Here is a 17791-nt window from a genome sequence, read left to right as displayed (position 1 = left end):
AAACCTCGGCCTAGACCGCAGCGACTACATCGATTTCGACCATAAGTTCGGGCAAAGCGAGTGAGCGCACTTCGACGATTGTGTCCGCCGGAAAGGGCGGCGTGAAATGGCGTTTGCGCGCCTCTACGACCTTGCCGAAATTGCCCATGTCGGTGAGGTAGATCGTGACTTTGACGATCCGTGACATGTCGCTGCCACCCGCCTCCAGCACTCTTTCGATATTGGCCATTGTCTGGCCCAATTGCAGATCGAAATCGCCTTCACCGACGATAGAACCATCCTCCGCAATCGCAGCCTGACCGGAAAGGAACAGTAGATCCCCTACCCGCCATCCCGGCGCAATCGCGTAAGGGGCCAATGGATCGGGATCCAGCGTGATGACTTGGCGATTGTCCGGCATGGTCTCTTCCCCTCTCAGGATCAGCTTTCGAAATGCGGGCGACGGATAAACAGCACCGCGAGCGCGACGGGTATCAAGGACAGAAATGCGAACACGGTATTGCCGGTCAGGAAGATAGCCACAGCCGAGAGGAAGAAACCCAGCGCCATCAGGATCGCGCCAATGCGCCTGCTCCGCCCTAGCAGGGCAAGCACGCCTCCGGCGATCTGGACCAGACCGAAGGGAAGCAGCAGCCCCTGCCCCCATCCCGCATCGATAAAGAATTGCACTTCCTGAGGTGCCTGCAGCACCTTGGCTACGCCGGCTGCGAGGCTGAGCAGGACCAAAAGCCCAAGAATGCCGAAATAGGCGGATTTCATGCTGCGTCTCCCTGCGCCCCATCATCGCAGCTTTTTACCAGCGGGCAAGAAGGGGACACCGATTCCCGGTCCTCCTATGCTCCTGTATCCGGTTCAGCTTGGCGAAAACGGGAATATGCGACATGATGGGCAAGCATTGAGAGGGGAGCTTGCCATGAATGAATTCCAAACTGATCGCCGTCTGTTTCTCGGCGGTGCAGCCGCCGCCACTTTGGCAATCGGGTGGTCATCTCCCGCCTTTGCACAGGGCATCGGCCTGTCATCGATCCTTGGCCGGGCTTCGGATAGTGCGCTGGACAAGCTCGCCCAGCCAGGCGCGTTCTACAATGATGAGGACGTCCGGATCGGGCTGCCCTTCCTTGGCGGCAACCGCAGCGGCGTGCTTGGATCGATCCTTGGTGGTGCCTCGCGTCTCGGCATACTGGACGGTTTCATCCGCTCGCTCAACAGCGCAGCTGGCACAGCTGCGGGCGAGGCCAAGCCCATTTTCCGCGACGCAATTGATGGCCTGTCATTCAACGATGTCCCTGGCATTGTGCGCCAGAATGACGGTGGGACCCGCTATCTGCGCGAGAGTTCGAATGACCGGCTTCACGGCAAGCTCGAGCCACTGATCGACACCGCTCTTGGTGACCTGGGCGCCCACGGTCAACTCGAACGGCTCAACTCACAGCATAGCTGGATGCGGTCCGCCGGGCTTGACCGCGCAAGGCTGAACAAGACCGTCACCGATCAGGGCCTGGATGGTATATTCTCCTACATCGGGCGTGAGGAGACTAATTTCCGGTCCAATCCTCTCGGCAATGCCGGCAAAGCGCTCAAGGATATTTTCTAGCCGTTAGGTGAGCGGGACGGCATTCTGTCCGTCGAGCACATGGCTGCACCCCAAATCGGCCGGATTGTCTTGTTCTGACAAGGCCGAAATCGTGCGCCAACCAATGGCCCGCAGTCGGGCCGCCGCTTCAGCATCATGGCCCGGCGGCAGGAACAGTATCTGCGCCGATTCTGACGCGGGCAAGGCCGGCAAGAGCGCATCGAGATAAAGCGAGAATCCGGTGGCAGGTTCTTCCGATCCGCGGATCATATAGGTCCCGCCCCGCCCGAGCGCTCCGCGAGCACCCTCTGCGTAAATCGTGAATCCGAACCAGCTCTGGTACTCGAAGCCGTGCCGTTCGGTCGGATCGAGCGTGATCCGGGCCCGGTCGCCGACGCGCGCAGCAACCTGTTGCAATCCGTCGATTCGAGTCGCCAGCGCGCCGCCCGCATCAACCGCGCGCAATTTCTCCAGAGCTTCATTGAGGGAACCAGCCGCATGGATGAGCGGCAAATAGGCCTCTCCGCCCGCTGCAACCAATCCACCGGCATCCTTGGTATCGAGTTCACGGCGAACCTTCTCGACCGCGTCCGGGGCCAGCGGGAAGGCGCCATCGGCGAGGACATCGACCAGATCGGGCAAGGTGAAATCGAGCGAAATGCCTGTGGCACCCGTGGCCTCGACCGCCTCGACTGCCAGCATCACGATTTCCGCCGCAGCCGCGACAGTATCGGATCCGATCAATTCAGCGCCCAGCTGCAAACGCTGGCGCGCAGGATCGAGCTGGTCCGCCGTCATGGTGGCGACTTCGCCGGCATAGCAAAGCCGCAGCGGTCGCGGAGCCTGTGCCATACCATTGGAAGCAATCCGGCCCAGTTGCGGCGTCATATCGCTGCGCAGGGCCAGGGTGCGCAAGCTCTGGGGATCGACAAAGCGGAACAGGTTGCGGGTTTGCACCCCGTCCATACGCCCGGCCAGCGACCGTTCGAATTCGATCAGTGGCGGGCGGACCCGGTCATACCCATGCGAATCCATCGCCTGCAGCGCGGTGCGCATGGCGTGAGTGACCTGACGCGCCTCTGTTGGGAGGCGGTCTTCAAGGCCGATAGGGAGCAGGTCGTCGGTGTTCGTCATAGCGGGCCGCGCCCTGCCCCATCTGGCATCAGAAGGCCAGAGGCTTCACAAAGCGCACACCTTCTACCTTTTCGGCCCGCTCAGCCACTTCCTGACTGATCGGCTGGTCTACGCTGAGCAGCAGAACCGCTTCACCACCGGCCTGTCGACGTCCCAGGTTGAAGGTACCGATATTGATGCCATTCTCGCCCATCAATGTTCCGATCCGGCCGATAAAGCCGGGTGCATCGTCATTGACGATATAGAGCATGTCGCCATCCAGCTCCGCCTCGATACCGATCCCGAAGATCTCGGTCAGGCGGGCGCCGCCCCCATCTTTGGCATTGCCAAACAATGTGCCAGCGACGGAACGATCCCCGGCATCGGTCGCAACGGTTACCCGAACCAGCGTCTGATAGATGCCTTCACGTGTGTTGCGGATTTCACGCACCTCGATGCCGCGTTCCTTGGCGAGATAGGGAGCGTTGACCATGTTCACCGTATCGGAATAGCGGCGCATTAGTCCGGCCAGCACGGCGCCGGTGATCGGCTTGGGATTGAGTTCTGCGGCATCGCCCTCCAGTTCGACACTGATCTTGGGCAAATTTCCATGCGCGAGCTGGCCGACCAGCGAACCCAGCCGCTCTGCCAGTGCCATATATGGCTTTAGCTTGGGTGCTTCTTCCGCACTCAGGCTCGGCATGTTCAGCGCGTTGGTAACGCCGCCATTGACCAGATAATCGGCCATCTGTTCAGCCACCTGCAGCGCCACATTCACCTGTGCTTCTGTCGTCGACGCACCCAGATGCGGTGTGCAGATGAAATTGGGCATGCCAAACAGCGGGCTTTCCTTGGCCGGTTCGGTCTGGAAAACATCCAGTGCAGCCCCGGCGACGTGGCCGCTTTCGAGAAGGTCGGCCAAAGCCGCCTCGTCGATCAGGCCGCCCCGTGCGCAATTGACGATCCGGACACCTGCCTTGGTCTTGCCGAGGCTTTCGCGGCTGAGAATGTTGCGTGTCTCGTCAGTCAGCGGTGTGTGCAGCGTAATGAAATCGGCACGCTCGAGAAGGCCGTCCAGATCGACTTTCTCGACGCCAATTTCGATCGCGCGCTCGGGCGTCAGGAAGGGATCGAAAGCGATGACCTTCATCTTCAGGCCCTGCGCCCGGGCAGCTACGATCGAACCGATATTGCCGGCGCCGATCAGGCCCAGCGTCTTGCCGGTGACTTCAACGCCCATAAAGCTGGATTTGGGCCATTCCCCGGCCTGCGTGCCCGCATTGGCCTGCGGAATTTGGCGGGCCAGCGCCATCATCATGGCAATCGCGTGTTCTGCCGTGGTGATCGAATTGCCGAACGGAGTGTTCATCACGACGACGCCTTTGCCGGACGCGTAGGGAATATCGACATTGTCGACGCCGATCCCGGCCCTGCCGATGACCTTCAAACGGGTCGCGGCATCGAGGATTTCGGGTGTGACTTTGGTCGAGCTGCGGATGGCAAGGCCATCATATTCACCAATACGGACGAGCAATTCTTCAGCCGTTTCGCCGGTGATGACATCAACATCACAGCCACGTTCTTCAAAAATGCGCGCGGCATTCGGGTCCATTTTATCGGAGATGAGAACTTTGGGTTTCGTCATGGAAATATCCTTCCGTCAGACCGGCGACATCGCCAGTCCGGAAATTGGGTAGAGGCTGCGGCCCGAACACGAGCCGCAAGCCAATCAGCCGTTCTTGAGGGTTTCGTAGGCCCATTCGATCCAGGGCAGGAGACGCTTCAGATCTTCCTGCTCCAGAGTACCGCCGCACCAGATGCGCAAGCTCGGCGGAGCGTCACGATAGCCGTTGAAATCATAGCCCACGTCGCGCTCGTCCAGCATCTTGGCGATCTTTGCCGGCACTGCGGCCTGATCTTCTGCCGAAAGGCTTTCGTACCAGTCACCCTGAAACACGAAGCAGACGCCCGTATTGGTTCGCTGCGCCGGGTCATCGACCATGTTACGCAGCCACGGCGTGGCTTCGATCCAGTCGGTTACGATCTTCGCATTGGCATCGGCCCGTTCGAACATCGCCTTGCGGCCGCCAATCGACTGCGCCCATTCCAGCGCCGCGATGTAATCTTCGGTCGCGAGCAGCGAAGGTGTATTGATCGTGGCACCTTCGAAAATGCTGCGATTGATGCTGTCGCCTTTCTTGAGGCGAAACAGCTTGGGCAGCGGCCATTCCGGATCATAGCTTTCGATCCGCTCAACCGCCCTCGGGCTGAGGATCAGCATGCCGTGCTGGGCTTCGGAACCCATGACTTTCTGCCAGCTATAGGTCGTGGCATCGAGCTTGGGCCAGTCCATTTCCTGGGCGAACACGGCGCTGGTGGCGTCGTTGATCGTCACACCCGCGCGACCAGGCGCAAGCCAGTCCGTGTTGGGGATTTTCGCGCCCGATGTGGTGCCATTCCAGGTGAAGACGACGTCGTTCTCCTGCGGAACCTGCGTCAGGTCCGGGATTTCGCCATAATCGGCGTCCAGCACCTGCAAATCCTTCAGCTTCAGCTGCTTGACGGCATCCTGAATCCACACATTGCCGAAGCTTTCCCACGCCGCGACCGTCGCCGGGCGACCGCCGAGCATGGTCCACATCGCGCATTCAAGTGCGCCCGTGTCGGATGCGGGCATGATGCCAACCAGGTAGTCCTCGGGAATACCGAGCATTTCCTTGGACAGGTCGATGGCGTATTTCAGCCGCGCCTTGCCCACGGCAGAGCGATGCGAACGGCCGAGCGATTCGGTTTTCAGCTTGTCGAGGGACCAGCCCGGGAATTTCACCGTGGGACCGGAAGAAAATTGTGGGCGCTCCGGCTTGAGCGCCGGTTCGCTAGGTAGTGCAGTCATGTATTCTCTCCTTACAGAGAGCACGCGCGGCGTTGGGACCGCGTGGCCCACTGGCCGCACTAATGTTGCGCTGCAGCAAGTCAAGCATGCATAGGATTGCATCGACAGAATGATTTCCGCATCGGATCAACACCCTCTCGCCAAGCGACGTCGGGTTGCTTATGGCGCGAATGATGGAAACGAGCGATCTTCGGATTGCGCTGTTTAGCGGGAACTATAATTATACCCGCGACGGGGCGAACCAGGCACTGAACCGGTTGGTGGGCTACCTGCTGAAGCAGGGCGCAGCCGTGCGTGTGTTCTCCCCCAAAGTGGCGGAGCCCGATTTCGAAGCAACCGGCGAATTGTTTGACGTCCCCAATGTGCGGATGCCGGTGAAGGGGCGCGGCGAATATCGCATGCCTCTTGGCCTTAATGCCAAGGCGCGCGCGGCGCTGGAGGCGTTCAAGCCCAACATGGTGCATCTTTCCTCTCCTGATCCAACCGGACATGCGGCTCTGAAATGGGCGCAGAAGAATAATATTCCCGTAGTGGCATCGGTCCACACGCGGTTCGAAACCTACCCGCGCTATTACGGGCTCGCATTCCTCGAACCCGCGGTCGAAGGCATTATGCGCCGGTTCTACAACCGTTGTGACGCGCTTGTGGCACCTTCTGAAAGCATGATCGATGAACTGATCGCCCAGGGCATGCACACCGACATCGGGCTATGGACCCGCGGCGTGGATCGCGATGTATTCGACCCGTCGCGCCGCGATCTGGAATGGCGCCGCAGCCTTGGCCTCGCCGACGAAGATGTCGCCATCGCTTTCCTCGGTAGGCTGGTGATGGAAAAAGGCCTCGATGTCTTCGCCGACAGCATCATCGCGCTGCGCAAAAAGCAGGTTCCGCACAAGGTTCTGGTGATCGGAGACGGGCCAGCGCGCGAATGGTTCGAAAAGGCGCTGCCGGGCGGAACGTTTGCCGGCTTCCAGACCGGGCGTGACCTGGGACGGGCATTGGCCAGCGCCGATATCTTCCTCAACCCCTCCATCACCGAAACCTTCGGCAATGTGACCCTGGAAGCGATGGCGAGCGGCCTTCCTGTCGTGGCAGCTTCCGCCACGGGCAGTACGAGCCTGGTAGCGGACGGAGAGTCGGGCCAGCTCATTACGCCGGGTGACACTGAAGCATTTGCCGAGGCGCTCGCCCCCTATTGCGCTGACGACGCCCTGCGCCTCGCACACGGCAAAGCGGGCGAGAAACGCAGTCGCGCCTATAGCTGGGATGCGATCAACCAGGCGGTGGTCGATACCTATCTGCGGATCGCAAAGGACTAGCGACTAGCGAAGCACTCCAGCAGTTTTCATGCGGTAGGCATAAAACAGCCAAAAAGCCGCAATTAAGACGACGATATACATCATTGAACTGTCGGCGATCTGTCGCAGCTCGGGCGGGTAATCTGCGGTCCAGTAATTGACGAGGCCCAGAAATGCGCCGAGCAGCGATACAGCAAACACCGGTACGGCCAGCTTGTTGCGCATCATCAGCAGAATCGCAGCCAGCACACCGCCCCAAACGCCAAGCGCCCAGGCAGCGTGCGTCCACATCGGGGCACTGTCCATGAAAGCGAGTATGGCATCAGTCGTCCCTGCATCGAAGCCCATGCTTTCAAACCAACCGCGGTTTTCAGTCTGCGTCATCGTGTAGTCGGTGGCACCGAAGCCGTTCCAGAACAGCGCCAGCAATCCCACTACCCACACATGCCACGGGGCAGTGTTTCGATCAGTATCAGCCACAATCTTCTCCTCCCGTGAAACCACGAGCAAGCAAAATGAACTGCAAGAACCCTAGCGCAGAACGCCCTCGCGGCGCATCTTCAGCGCGTACCACATCATGAACAGCGTCGTGACCCAGATCGTGAGGTTGAGGCCGAGACTTTGCAGCTCTTCCGGAACCTCGATCATGAAATTCTGGTAGATTGTGGTGCCGACAAGGCCGACGATTGAAATGGCGATCGATATGACGGCCCAGCGCGAGCGCAGCAGCATCAGGACCGATCCGAAAAACGCACCCCACACACCCATGGCCCAAAGCGAATTGGCCCATGCGGGGAAAGTCTCGAAAAAGGCGATTTGGTCTGGCGTCATGCCCAGATCTTCAAGCTTGTCGAGCCGGGTCATCATATAGCTGAAGATGCCGACGGCATTCCACAGCAAGGTCAAAATCCCGACAACCCATAGGTGCCAAGGCGTTTTGGTCGGTTCGATTGTATTCATGGCTATCCCCTCCATTTGGTCGCCTGTTTCAGGGCAACTCATGGAGGGGATTTCTACCATGCCGGTTCGTGGCGGCCAAACCGGTTAATCAACCGAGCGGCTTGCGTCGCGTCAGAGCCGCTCGATCTTCTTGGCCAGCTCGTCGATCAGGTCGACAATCTCTTCGACATCGTCCTGCTTGAAACCGCCACTGCGATAACGGTTCTTCAAAACGCCGGCGAGGTTGCCCATCGCGCGGAACAGTTCTGGTGCGCCCTTGGGCTCGTCACCACCCTGCATCGCGGTCAGCCGAGCGATGATATCTGCGATCTCGTCCTCACGCTCTGCCAGCTCTTCCTTGCCGGCCTTGGTGACTTCGAAGGCCTTGCGGGCATCGTCACCTTTGCCCTTGGCCTTGGCTTCCTTGATCACGCCTTCATCGGCCAGCAAAGCCAGCGTCGGGTAGACTGCGCCCGGGCTTGGTTCATATTCACCGCCGGTCATTTCCCCAATCGCCTTGATCAGTTCATAACCATGGCGCGATTCGTCGCCGATCAGCATCAGCAGGGTCAGCCGCAACTCGCCCGAGCCGAACATGCGGCCACGCCTACGATTGCGTCTGCCTCCGCCGCCGAACGGCCCGCCCGGGCCAAAGGGGCCATCCGCGCCAAACGGGCCGTCCGACCCGAAATTGCGTGACCAGTTGTTGCCCGAATTGGCGGCCATCATGGCGATGAAGGGCCAGGTACCTTTGGCCATCTTCCTGCGATTTTTGCGTCCATGCATATTCTCTCTCCTGTGGGGGGCTCAAAAGATATGCTTAAGATATATCTTAGATGCATCATTGCAAGAGGCGGATGGCAATATCTGCCTAACGTCTTATGGGGATCGACCAATGTCCGATCTGTTTGGTGATGCCTCCCTGCCCTCTGCCGCGCAGGACGAACCGCGCGAGGATGCTCCTCTCGCCGACCGCTTGCGGCCACGCACGCTGGATGAAGTAATCGGGCAGGAACACCTGACCGGGCCGGAAGGGGCGATCGGGCGCATGGTTGCGGCAGGCAAGCTTTCCAGCATGGTGCTGTGGGGTCCACCCGGCACGGGCAAGACCAGTACCGCGCGCCTATTGGCCGATGCCGTGGGCATGCGGTTCGTTTCGATCAGCGCGGTCTTTTCTGGTGTCGCCGACCTCAAGAAAGCCTTTGCCGAGGCTGACAAAATGGCGGGTGCGGGTCAGAAAACACTGCTGTTCGTGGACGAGATCCACCGTTTCAACCGGGCCCAGCAGGACGGCTTCCTCCCCTTTGTCGAGCGCGGCACAGTCACGCTGGTTGGCGCGACGACGGAGAACCCCAGTTTCGAGCTCAATGCTGCGCTGTTGAGCCGCGCCCAAGTGCTGATCCTGCACCGGCTGGATGCAGAGGCGCTGGCCAAGCTCCTTGCGCGGGGAGAAGAACTGGAAGGCTCCTTGCCCCTGACCGAGGACGCCCGTGAAGCGCTGATTGCCAGCGCGGATGGCGACGGGCGGTTCCTGCTCAACCAGGCCGAAACACTTTACAACGCGAAAATCGCGGAGCCATTGGGTCCGGTTGAGCTCGGCCAGTTCCTGCAACGCCGGGTCGCGGTTTACGACAAGGATCGCGAAGGCCATTACAATCTAATCTCCGCGCTGCACAAAAGCCTGCGCGGCTCCGATCCGCAGGCAGCCTTGTACTATATGGCGCGGATGCTGACGGCAGGCGAAGAACCTCTCTACGTTCTGCGCCGCCTAGTAAGGTTTGCGAGCGAAGATATCGGCCTCGCCGATCCGCAAGCGCTGGTGCAATGCCTCGCCGCGAAAGACGCCTATGAATTTCTCGGGTCGCCCGAGGGCGAGCTCGCGATTGTTCAGGCCTGCCTCTTTCTGGCCACCGCGCCCAAATCGAACGCCGCCTATGTCGCGCAGAAAGCCGCCTTTCGCAGCGCGAAGGAAACCGGCAGCCTGATGCCGCCGCAAAATATCCTCAATGCCCCGACCAAGCTGATGAAAGATATCGGATACGGCAAAGGGTATAGCTACGACCACGAAGCTGACGAGGGCTTCTCGGGCGACAATTACTGGCCCGAGGAGATGGAACCGCAGACCTTCTACACACCGGTAGAGCGCGGTTTTGAACGCAAGGTCCGGGAACGGATCGCCTATTGGGACAAGCTGCGTCGCGATCGCACCGATGGCTAGGTTTGACCATTTCCTGGCAATCGACTGGTCCGGCGCGAAGGGCCCTCGGCAAAAAGGGATAGCAGCCGCCATTGCCGTGGCCGGGAGTGGGCCGCCTGTCCTGATCGCGCCCGGCCGCAACTGGGCGCGCGAAGACATCCTGCACCTGCTGCGCGAAGACCTACCGGCCAATACGCTGGTGGGAATGGACTTGGGCATTGCCCTGCCCTTTGCCGATTGCGACGCCTATTTCCCGGGCACAGACGAGAGCCCGCCCGATGCACGATCGCTCTGGGCCATGATCGACCAGATCTGCGCCGATGACCCCCACCTGGAAGCGAGCAGCTTCGTCGATCACCCTCAATTGTCGACCTATTATCGCCGTTCCGGCGGGCGGGAAGGCCAACGGTTTCGATGCGATGGTGCCGAGCACGGGCGCGGCCGTTTCCGGGTCACCGAGCACAGGCAGGGCAAGATGGGGTGCAAGCCCTATTCCAATTTCAATCTGGTTGGTGCTGCGCAAGTCGGAAAATCCAGCCTGACCGGCATGCGCCTGTTGCACCAGCTTGGCGGTGCGATCCCGGTATGGCCGGTTGACCCTCTGCCTTCCAGCGGCTCCGTCATCGTCGAAATCTACACCACGCTTGCCGCGCTCGAAGCACAAAGATCCGCGGCGCGCAGCAAGATCAGGAGCTGTGAGGAACTCGATATCGCATTGAAGGCACTCGGATGTGCTGGCGTCGGCGAAAGCGGCCCTATCGACGACCACAGCTCGGACGCGCTCCTGACCGCCGCGTGGCTGCGTAAGGTGGCCGATGAACCGGCACGATGGGCTCCAGAAGGACTTTCGGACAAAATTGCACGCACCGAGGGCTGGACATTCGGCGCAGTTTGAAGCAACGGGCGCTTCGCAACCGGGAACGTCATCGTTCCTGCACGAATATGGGCCGGCTTAGCTCAGTTGGTAGAGCAGTTGATTTGTAATCATCAGGCCGCGGGTTCGACTCCTGCAGCCGGCACCATTTTCCCAATCCCAGCGCATATTGCGATATTGGCTTCGGCCAAGAATCCCCGGGGCCTGTCAGTCGAGACGAATGTCGATATCGACCGCGCCTTTCGCTTCGACCGGCATGTAAAGACCGCTGCCCGTCGCCGCGATTTCGCCGTGGGTGACGGAGGACAAGGTGAAGGAGAGCGACGCTTCGCCAGCCGGCACATTGGCCAAACCGTCGCGAACCTTTGCCAGGATACGATCATAATCCTTCTGGAAGTTTTCGACCAGTGCCGCTTCGATTTCCGAGCGAATGTCATCAGTGTCGATAATGCGGATCAGAATATCTCCGGTCGTCTGGTCCATGTCGCCGAAAATCTTGAGATCATCGATCCGCACGATCTGACTGTCGGATTTGGTCACCGGCATGCCCGTCAGCCACACCTCACCCTTGGTCTTTTTCCAGCGCCCGGTCAGGTTGCCGACCGGCTGGGCGGTCAAGACTACGCCGACCGCAATCCTTCCCCCGGTGGTGGCGTAAACCTCGACACTCTCAAACTCGAGCTCTATCCGCCCCAAATCTTCCCGTTCGAGACCCTTTTCGGCAAACTTGGTCAGCGCGCGCAGAAGTACTGGCTCCAGCTCTGCATAATCCGCCAATACCGGGACGGTCGCGACAAAGCCGGTTCCGCCGCTGATCGCCCGATTGCGCCCGAGCGGCGATGCCACTGGCGGCGCGGGCTCTTCGCCGACAAACACCCGCGTCTGGGCCGAGAGCAGGACATCTGCCCGTAATTCGCGCCCGGTTACCCGGAATTCCCCGATGCCGGTGCTCTTGGGCTCTATGGTCAGCCAGACGGGCGGGTTTTCCCTGCTGAGTGACACACGGGTAAAACCGCTCGACCACAATTTGGCGACTTTCGGTCGAATAGGCTCCCGTGCCACCTGCCGTTGCAGGCTCGCCTCGACTCCGCGCAGGATCTTGCGAAGCTCGCGGTTGGCCGGTTTGGTGAAAGTGACGCGTTGCCCCAGAATATCGATGCCCGGCTCGCGCACCCAGCGATAGTTCAGATCGACATCGGCCTTGGGCCGCCAATTGCCTGTCACTGTGAAGCGGGTCGCGACTTCCATCATGGCCGTTGCAGTGGCGGTTTCCTGCTTGATCACTCCCCCAATATCGCGCGCGCGCACCGTCGCCGTCACAGGGAAACGCGCAACCAGCCGATTGCCCGCACCACGCAGCTGGATCGCGCCACGGCGAGCGTCACCCGTGATGCGGCATTTGACCTTGGGCGTGCGGGCAATTTGCCGGCCCAGCACGCGGATATTCTGGCGCGGCACACAGTTGTCGCGCCGCTCGTCGATCGACCACAACGTGCGTGGAACGTCTTTCTCCAAGCCGCGCCGGATGACATCCAGCGGGATGCCGATGGAGGTTACTATAACACTTTCGCTATCAGGAATTTCGGCTTCGGTTTCGACCCGGATCGGCTTGGGATAGTCGACGATCTCGACCCGTTGCAGGAAAACATAGGCCCCCACGCCCAGCGCGAGCGCCAGAAGTGCCAGCAAGCCGAGCAGCCATTTCCCCATTGCCTTCCCCCGTTACCGGCGAACGCTAGCCTCTTCCGCGATAACCCGCCACCCCTTGCTCGGGCACCCAAAGCCCTTCGGGTGGCGCCCCTGTTTGCCAGAACACGTCAATCGGAATGCCCCCGCGCGGATACCAGTAACCGCCGATCCGCAGCCAGCGCGGCCTCATCTCGTCCGCCAGCCGCTGACCAATGCCGACGGTCACGTCTTCGTGAAAGCCATTGTGATTGCGGAAGCTGCCAAGGAAGAGCTTGAGGCTCTTCGATTCGACGATCGTTTCACCTGGCGCGTAGTCGATCACGAGATGCGCGAAATCGGGCGCGCTGGTGACAGGGCACAGCGACGTGAATTCGGGCGCGGCGAAGCGCACCAGATACAGCGATCCTGCGCGTGGATTGGGAACATAGTCGAGCACCGCCTGATCTGGCGAAGCGGGCAAGGCGCTCTGCTTGCCGAGGAATTGCGGCTGCCCTTGTGCGGGTTTGTGTGTGTCGCTCATGCCGCGCATCTGCCGTGATCGCAGCCACAACACAAGCTGCCCGATTGACCGGGGTGATTAACAGACTATTCAGCGCGCGCCGTATCGGAGCGCAGTTTGCGCGACCGACAAATCAAGAAATACCGATGAAACTGCACCTTGCCCTTCCCCTCCTTGCGATTGCACTTGTGCTGCCCGCATCGGCACAGGCGCAGTCGGCGCGCGATTTCCAGTTACCACCCGCACCGACACCCAGCGCCACGCCGGAGGTACAGGGCCCGGTGGATGACAGCGGCGTCGTCCCCATTGCTCCGCGCGCAATCCCGACCGATGAACCAACCCCTTCTCCTGCAGCACCCGCCACGCAACCGGCACCCATTCTGACGCCTGCTCCATCCCCAACCCCGGGCCGGACGCCGCCCGCTTCGGCCACGACAGCTGCGCCAACCACCCGCCAAGCTACACCATCGGCAGCTGACCGGGCGGCAAACGAGCCTTCCGTAACGCCCGCTCCGGCCGCGACATCAAGCGCCAGCCCGACGGAACCGACATCGACGCAAGGGCCCACCTCCGCTTTGCCGACCGCCATTCCGGCTGATCCGTCGGCGCAGTCCGGGCCAGCCGCGCCTGACGAGCCACTTCAAAGTAGCGAGAGCGACTGGTCATGGCTCCTCTGGATCGCCGGACTTATTGTCGTCATAGCCGGAGCAACCTTTTTCTGGCGGCGCCGCAGCGGCATCGCATCAGCAGCTCCTGATCTTGCCCCTCCGGCTTTCTCGCCACGTCCGACCCCATCACCAGCCATGTCTGTGATCGACGATCTGCGGATCGAGGCTGAAGCGGTTCGGGTCAGCCGCAGCGTCATGAACGCGATGGTCGCTTATCGCTTGGTGGTGACCAATCGAGGCGGCGTTCCGGTGTCGGACCTAGTCGTCGGGGGCGATCTGACCAGTGCCCACAGCAAGGCGCCGATCGACCAGCAGGTTGCCGATCCCCACAAGCCTTTGCCGCAAATCCATACGATCGATCGTATCGCGCCTGGCCAACGCCAGGTAGTGAGCGGTGAAATCCGCCTGCCGCTGAACCAGGTACGCCTGATCCATCAGGGCAAAGTGCCGGTCTATATCCCACTGCTTCGCATCACCTTGTCAGGCGAAGGGCTGGAAACGCGTGCTCACACCTATGTGGTCGGTAAGCAACCAGCCGAAACAGGAGGGCGGCTACGGCCGTTCCGGCTCGATACTCCGCCGCAGAGTTTCGGCGATGTGGTGGCGCGGCCGGTCGGTTAAGGTATTCCCGGCATCTCGACGGGCACGCTTCCTCTCGCTAGGTCGATGTCCATGGATATGCTGGTAACGACAGATTGGCTGGAAAATGAGCTGGGCAGCACATCGCTGGTCATCCTCGATGCCTCGCTCCATTTGCCCGACGCCGGACGCAACCCGGCAGATGAATTCGCGGCTGCCCATATTCCCGGCGCCCGTTTCCTCGCACTGGCCGGATTGCACGATCCAGCATCGCATATGCCGGGCAAAGTGCCCGATGCCAGCCGGGTCGAGACACGCCTGACCGAGCTGGGAGTGAGCGCAGCATCGCGCATTGTCCTGTATGATGACAGCACCCTGCGCAGTGCCTGCCGCGCGTGGTTCCTGCTCCGCCTGTTCGGCCTGGAGGACGTCGCCGTGCTGGATGGTGGCCTGGGAAAATGGCGGGCAGAAAATCGCCCAATCGAAACGGATGTACCGGCTCAGGCATCGGGATCCGGAATTACGTTGGTCGCGGACCGCAAGGTTCTACGGGACAAGGCGCAAATGCTAGCCAATGTCGAAACCGGGGAAGAGCAAGTGATCGACGCTCGCGACCAAGCGCGTTTCTGCGGTACCAGCGAAGACCACGTCCATGGGCTGGCCGGAGGGCATATCCCCGCCGCCCGAAACCTGCCCTTTTCGAGCATGCTGCAACCGGACGGGACCTTTCACGACACAGCGACGCTCCGGCGGTTGTTCGAACAATGCGGTGCAGATCTGGATCGCACGATTGTCACCAGTTGCGGGAGCGGAGTGACAGCCTCCGTCCTCGCCTTCGCGCTGCACCTGACCGGTTTCGAGAATGTGGCGCTGTATGACGGTAGCTGGGCCGAATGGGGCGGCGATCCTGATACGCCCAAGGAAGTGGGAGCGGTCCGCTGAGCGAGAATGACGGCAAGGGCAAGGACGGGGCGAAGCGCGAGGGCATCGGCACCAAGCTGGTCGAGGCAGGGCGCCGCGAGGAATGGACCGGTCCGGTGGTCAATCCACCGGTCTGGCGGGCGAGCACGCATCTCTACGCCAATGAGGCCGAGCGCAAAGCGGCCAATGCCAACAACAATGACGGCCAATTCTACTACGGACGGCGTGGTGCCCCGACCCAATGGGCGCTGTGCGAGGCCCTGACCGAAATCGAGCCTGGCGGGTTCGGCACGATCCTTTATCCCAGCGGCACTGCCGCGATCGCGCAATCGCTGATGGCTGTCCTGAAACCCGGCGATGTCTTGCTGGTAACCGACAACGCCTATGATCCCAGTCGCAATATCGCGACCGGCATCCTCAAACGATTTGGCATCGAACCGCGATTTTTCGATCCTACGGACGTGGCAGGCTTCCCCGATAGGTTTTGCGAGCGCACCAAAGCCGTCCTGTTCGAATGCCCGGGCAGCCTGACGATGGAGGTGCAGGATGTTCCGGCGCTGACAGCTATTGCCAAAGCCAAGAGTGCCGTTTCGCTGGTCGACAATACCTGGGGCAGCCCGCTGGGCTTTCCGGCTCTGGAAAGAGGTTGCGACATTTCGATCATGTCGCTCACCAAACATGTCTCTGGCCATTCTGATGTCATGATGGGCTCTGCCACCGCGCGCGACGAAAGGCTTTACCGCCGCCTGCGCCGCACGGCCCAGCAATTGGGCAATATCGTATCACCCGATGATGCGGCCCTCATGCTGCGCGGGCTGCGGACGATGGAAGTGCGCTTGCAACGGGAAACCGAAAGCGCACTGGCCATCGCCCGCTGGCTGCAGGACCGCGACGAGGTAGCCCACCTCCTTTGCCCGATGATCGCGGGATGTCCCGGCCATGATATATGGAAACGTGACTTTACTGGTGGTTGCGGCCTGTTCTCTTTCGTCCTCAAAGGCCGCACTATCGAACAGCGCGCTGCCTTCATCGACGCACTCGACTTGTTTGGCATTGGGTATAGTTGGGGCGGGTTCGAAAGCCTGGTGATCCCGTTCGATCCTGCCGAAATTCGCAGCGCGACCCCGTGGCCACCAGCAAACTGGGACAGTGACAATCGCCTGGGCATTAGGCTATCGATCGGCCTCGAAGACCCTAAAGACCTTATCAAAGACCTTAATCAGGCCTTCACCGCAATGGACCAGGAATGACCGCCACCTCTGCCGCCCCTACGACGATTGCGCCAACGCCGTCTTCGTCCAGCCAAGCGGAGCCTGTGCCGCTGGTCGATCCCGAAACCGGCGAACCTTTGCTCGATCCCGAAACAGGCGAACAGTTGACCGGTGTCGCGGCGCAGGAGCTTGTCCCCGTTCTTGATCCGGAGACTGGCGAGCCATTGCTCGATCCGGAGACGGGCGAGCCGATCATGGCCGACCCGGAGACCTTTCCTGAACCCGAAGTTGCGCCGACCGAAGCCATCTCGACAGCCGAAGAAGCGAAGGTAGCGGTCACCGAGCGCAGCGAGACGATCGGCGGGATGGTAGAATCCATGGACGCCATGGCCATCGAACTGGGCAGCATGCGCCTCTCGCTATGGGATCTGGTTTTCGCCTCGGGAATCGTCCTGGCAGTCATTCTGGGTGCCTGGCTTGTGACCAAGGGCTGCCACGCATTGCTTGCCAGGTTTACCCGGCTGGACGGAACCCAGCGGCTGCTGACCGAGAAAATCTCGACTATCATCGTGTGGTCGGCAGCATTCTTCCTCAGCATTGATCTGTTGGGCATCGATCTGACAGCGCTTGCAGTTTTCTCAGGCGCATTTGGCCTCGCGATCGGCTTCGGTTTGCAGAAAACCTTTGGTAATCTGATTGCCGGGATCATTCTGCTGATGGACAAATCAATCAAACCAGGCGACGTGATTGCAGTGGCCGATCAGGCAGGTAATTCTACATTCGGGCAAATCCGGAAAATCGGCATTCGTGCTGTTTCGATTACCACGCGGGATCAGAAAGAGTATCTCATCCCGAACGAGAATCTGATGATCAATCAGGTCGAAAACTGGTCGTATTCCAGCAGGAATGTCCGTGTACAAGTGCCGGTCGGGGTCAGCTATGGATGCGACATCGATCTTGCCGAGAAGCTTATGCTGGAAGCGGCAAAATCGGTGGAGCGCATCAAGAAAACCCCACCGCCGACGATCTGGCTTGACGAGTATGGCGACAGCTCGGTGAATTTCATCATTCACTGCTGGATCTCCGATCCTGAGGACGGGATCGGAAATATCAAATCTGCCGTCTTGAAGAAGCTATGGTACCTGTTCCAGGAAGAAGGGATCGAGATCCCGTTCCCGCAACGCGATCTCAATATCCGCGGAAACCAGGCCTTCGACCAGCTTGTTGCAGCGATTTCCCAGCGCGTGAGGGACGACAAAGAGTAGCTTCCGGCCCGCAAACGCGCGCTTTCAAAATCTTTGCTACCTGCCCTGCGATCCATTCTCGCTGGCGACGCG

18 protein-coding genes and 1 tRNA gene are annotated in these 17791 nt (G+C 60.5%); 9 read left to right on the top strand and 10 right to left on the bottom strand.

Annotated elements, in window-relative coordinates; all coding sequences use genetic code 11:
- Positions 1-10 precede the first annotated feature (10 nt).
- Complete coding sequence (locus tag ABD653_RS13190; RefSeq protein WP_160779100.1) at positions 11-400, bottom strand: RidA family protein; 390 nt, start codon at positions 398-400, stop codon at positions 11-13.
- A 20-nt stretch (positions 401-420) separates the two neighbouring features.
- Entirely contained in the window at positions 421-759 is a 339-nt protein-coding gene (locus ABD653_RS13185) for a hypothetical protein (protein ID WP_160779099.1), read from the bottom strand.
- A 154-nt stretch (positions 760-913) separates the two neighbouring features.
- Between ABD653_RS13185 and ABD653_RS13180 the strand changes: the two genes are divergently transcribed.
- Positions 914-1594 carry a DUF4197 domain-containing protein gene (locus ABD653_RS13180; RefSeq protein WP_160779098.1) on the top strand — a complete coding sequence of 227 codons (681 nt, stop codon included), beginning with the start codon at positions 914-916 and terminating at the stop codon, positions 1592-1594.
- A gap of 3 nt (positions 1595-1597) precedes the next feature.
- Here ABD653_RS13180 and ABD653_RS13175 read toward each other — a convergent pair whose 3' ends face one another.
- The 3 genes from ABD653_RS13175 to ABD653_RS13165 all read right to left on the bottom strand — a co-directional run bounded on the left by ABD653_RS13175 (position 1598) and on the right by ABD653_RS13165 (position 5579).
- Positions 1598-2707: an ATP phosphoribosyltransferase regulatory subunit gene (locus ABD653_RS13175; protein ID WP_160779097.1), complete on the bottom strand. Its 1110-nt coding sequence runs from the start codon at positions 2705-2707 to the stop codon at positions 1598-1600.
- A gap of 28 nt (positions 2708-2735) precedes the next feature.
- On the bottom strand, positions 2736-4331 hold the full coding sequence (gene serA / locus ABD653_RS13170) for a phosphoglycerate dehydrogenase (RefSeq protein WP_160779096.1): 1596 nt from the start codon (positions 4329-4331) through the stop codon (positions 2736-2738).
- Positions 4332-4415: 84 nt separating this feature from the next.
- A complete protein-coding gene (locus ABD653_RS13165) occupies positions 4416-5579 on the bottom strand; it encodes a phosphoserine transaminase (protein ID WP_160779095.1) in 1164 nt (387 codons plus the stop codon).
- 173 nt (positions 5580-5752) lie between these two features.
- Here ABD653_RS13165 and ABD653_RS13160 point away from each other — a divergent pair, with 173 nt between their 5' ends.
- Positions 5753-6898, top strand: a complete 1146-nt coding sequence (locus tag ABD653_RS13160; RefSeq protein ID WP_160780393.1) for a glycosyltransferase family 4 protein — start codon at positions 5753-5755, stop codon at positions 6896-6898.
- Between the two features lie 3 nt (positions 6899-6901).
- On the opposite strand, the gene ABD653_RS13155 is transcribed toward ABD653_RS13160, so the two are convergent.
- The 3 genes from ABD653_RS13155 to ABD653_RS13145 all read right to left on the bottom strand — a co-directional run bounded on the left by ABD653_RS13155 (position 6902) and on the right by ABD653_RS13145 (position 8575).
- Positions 6902-7357 (bottom strand): hypothetical protein, encoded by a 456-nt coding sequence (locus ABD653_RS13155; protein WP_160779094.1) that lies wholly within the window; start codon positions 7355-7357, stop codon positions 6902-6904.
- 51 nt (positions 7358-7408) lie between these two features.
- Positions 7409-7837 carry a hypothetical protein gene (locus ABD653_RS13150; RefSeq protein ID WP_160779093.1) on the bottom strand — a complete coding sequence of 143 codons (429 nt, stop codon included), beginning with the start codon at positions 7835-7837 and terminating at the stop codon, positions 7409-7411.
- Between the two features lie 111 nt (positions 7838-7948).
- The gene (locus ABD653_RS13145) at positions 7949-8575 is read right to left on the bottom strand and encodes a helix-turn-helix transcriptional regulator (RefSeq protein ID WP_199801226.1); all 627 of its coding nucleotides are present in this window, start codon (positions 8573-8575) and stop codon (positions 7949-7951) included.
- 136 nt (positions 8576-8711) lie between these two features.
- On the opposite strand from ABD653_RS13145, the gene ABD653_RS13140 reads away from it, so the two are divergent.
- From ABD653_RS13140 to ABD653_RS13130, 3 genes are all read left to right on the top strand, one after another.
- Positions 8712-10034 carry a replication-associated recombination protein A gene (locus ABD653_RS13140; protein WP_160779092.1) on the top strand — a complete coding sequence of 441 codons (1323 nt, stop codon included), beginning with the start codon at positions 8712-8714 and terminating at the stop codon, positions 10032-10034.
- Positions 10027-10908 (top strand): hypothetical protein, encoded by an 882-nt coding sequence (locus ABD653_RS13135; protein WP_160779091.1) that lies wholly within the window; start codon positions 10027-10029, stop codon positions 10906-10908. Before ABD653_RS13140 ends, ABD653_RS13135 begins: the two co-directional genes overlap by 8 nt.
- Before the next feature lie 51 nt (positions 10909-10959).
- Positions 10960-11035, top strand: a tRNA-Thr gene (locus tag ABD653_RS13130).
- A 59-nt stretch (positions 11036-11094) separates the two neighbouring features.
- Here the strand turns inward: ABD653_RS13130 and ABD653_RS13125 are convergent.
- Both ABD653_RS13125 and queF read right to left on the bottom strand, forming a co-directional pair.
- Entirely contained in the window at positions 11095-12597 is a 1503-nt protein-coding gene (locus ABD653_RS13125) for a DUF4403 family protein (protein WP_160779090.1), read from the bottom strand.
- Between the two features lie 25 nt (positions 12598-12622).
- The gene (gene queF, locus ABD653_RS13120) at positions 12623-13096 is read right to left on the bottom strand and encodes a preQ(1) synthase (RefSeq protein WP_160779089.1); all 474 of its coding nucleotides are present in this window, start codon (positions 13094-13096) and stop codon (positions 12623-12625) included.
- A 125-nt stretch (positions 13097-13221) separates the two neighbouring features.
- Here queF and ABD653_RS13115 point away from each other — a divergent pair, with 125 nt between their 5' ends.
- The 4 genes from ABD653_RS13115 to ABD653_RS13100 are packed head-to-tail and all read left to right on the top strand — an operon-like array spanning position 13222 to position 17719.
- Entirely contained in the window at positions 13222-14364 is a 1143-nt protein-coding gene (locus tag ABD653_RS13115) for a hypothetical protein (protein ID WP_160779088.1), read from the top strand.
- 51 nt (positions 14365-14415) lie between these two features.
- Positions 14416-15264 (top strand): sulfurtransferase, encoded by an 849-nt coding sequence (locus tag ABD653_RS13110; protein WP_160779087.1) that lies wholly within the window; start codon positions 14416-14418, stop codon positions 15262-15264.
- Entirely contained in the window at positions 15261-16493 is a 1233-nt protein-coding gene (metC, locus tag ABD653_RS13105) for a cystathionine beta-lyase (protein ID WP_199801225.1), read from the top strand. The genes ABD653_RS13110 and metC overlap by 4 nt, the downstream gene beginning before the upstream one ends.
- The gene (locus ABD653_RS13100; RefSeq protein WP_407672757.1) at positions 16490-17719 is read left to right on the top strand and encodes a mechanosensitive ion channel family protein; all 1230 of its coding nucleotides are present in this window, start codon (positions 16490-16492) and stop codon (positions 17717-17719) included. The genes metC and ABD653_RS13100 overlap by 4 nt, the downstream gene beginning before the upstream one ends.
- Positions 17720-17791: the final 72 nt, after the last annotated feature.

This window comes from Parerythrobacter jejuensis, assembly GCF_039536765.1.
GTDB lineage: Bacteria > Pseudomonadota > Alphaproteobacteria > Sphingomonadales > Sphingomonadaceae > Parerythrobacter > Parerythrobacter jejuensis.
The sequence above is the reverse complement of the archived record's forward strand: the minus strand, read 5'-3'. Positions and strand labels throughout refer to the sequence as shown.

Excerpts from the sequence above, each read along its gene's own strand:
- serA (WP_160779096.1), bottom strand. The coding sequence starts at position 4,331 with ATGACGAAACCCAAAGTTCTCATCTCCGATAAAATGGACCCGAATGCC.
- ABD653_RS13165 (WP_160779095.1), bottom strand. The coding sequence starts at position 5,579 with ATGACTGCACTACCTAGCGAACCGGCGCTCAAGCCGGAGCGCCCACAA.
- ABD653_RS13150 (WP_160779093.1), bottom strand. The coding sequence starts at position 7,837 with ATGAATACAATCGAACCGACCAAAACGCCTTGGCACCTATGGGTTGTC.
- ABD653_RS13140 (WP_160779092.1), top strand. The coding sequence starts at position 8,712 with ATGTCCGATCTGTTTGGTGATGCCTCCCTGCCCTCTGCCGCGCAGGAC.
- ABD653_RS13175 (WP_160779097.1), bottom strand. The coding sequence starts at position 2,707 with ATGACGAACACCGACGACCTGCTCCCTATCGGCCTTGAAGACCGCCTC.
- ABD653_RS13190 (WP_160779100.1), bottom strand. The coding sequence starts at position 400 with ATGCCGGACAATCGCCAAGTCATCACGCTGGATCCCGATCCATTGGCC.
- ABD653_RS13135 (WP_160779091.1), top strand. The coding sequence starts at position 10,027 with ATGGCTAGGTTTGACCATTTCCTGGCAATCGACTGGTCCGGCGCGAAG.
- ABD653_RS13125 (WP_160779090.1), bottom strand. The coding sequence starts at position 12,597 with ATGGGGAAATGGCTGCTCGGCTTGCTGGCACTTCTGGCGCTCGCGCTG.
- ABD653_RS13110 (WP_160779087.1), top strand. The coding sequence starts at position 14,416 with ATGGATATGCTGGTAACGACAGATTGGCTGGAAAATGAGCTGGGCAGC.
- ABD653_RS13115 (WP_160779088.1), top strand. The coding sequence starts at position 13,222 with ATGAAACTGCACCTTGCCCTTCCCCTCCTTGCGATTGCACTTGTGCTG.
- ABD653_RS13160 (WP_160780393.1), top strand. The coding sequence starts at position 5,753 with ATGGAAACGAGCGATCTTCGGATTGCGCTGTTTAGCGGGAACTATAAT.
- queF (WP_160779089.1), bottom strand. The coding sequence starts at position 13,096 with ATGAGCGACACACACAAACCCGCACAAGGGCAGCCGCAATTCCTCGGC.
- ABD653_RS13100 (WP_407672757.1), top strand. The coding sequence starts at position 16,490 with ATGACCGCCACCTCTGCCGCCCCTACGACGATTGCGCCAACGCCGTCT.
- ABD653_RS13180 (WP_160779098.1), top strand. The coding sequence starts at position 914 with ATGAATGAATTCCAAACTGATCGCCGTCTGTTTCTCGGCGGTGCAGCC.
- ABD653_RS13185 (WP_160779099.1), bottom strand. The coding sequence starts at position 759 with ATGAAATCCGCCTATTTCGGCATTCTTGGGCTTTTGGTCCTGCTCAGC.
- ABD653_RS13145 (WP_199801226.1), bottom strand. The coding sequence starts at position 8,575 with ATGGCCAAAGGTACCTGGCCCTTCATCGCCATGATGGCCGCCAATTCG.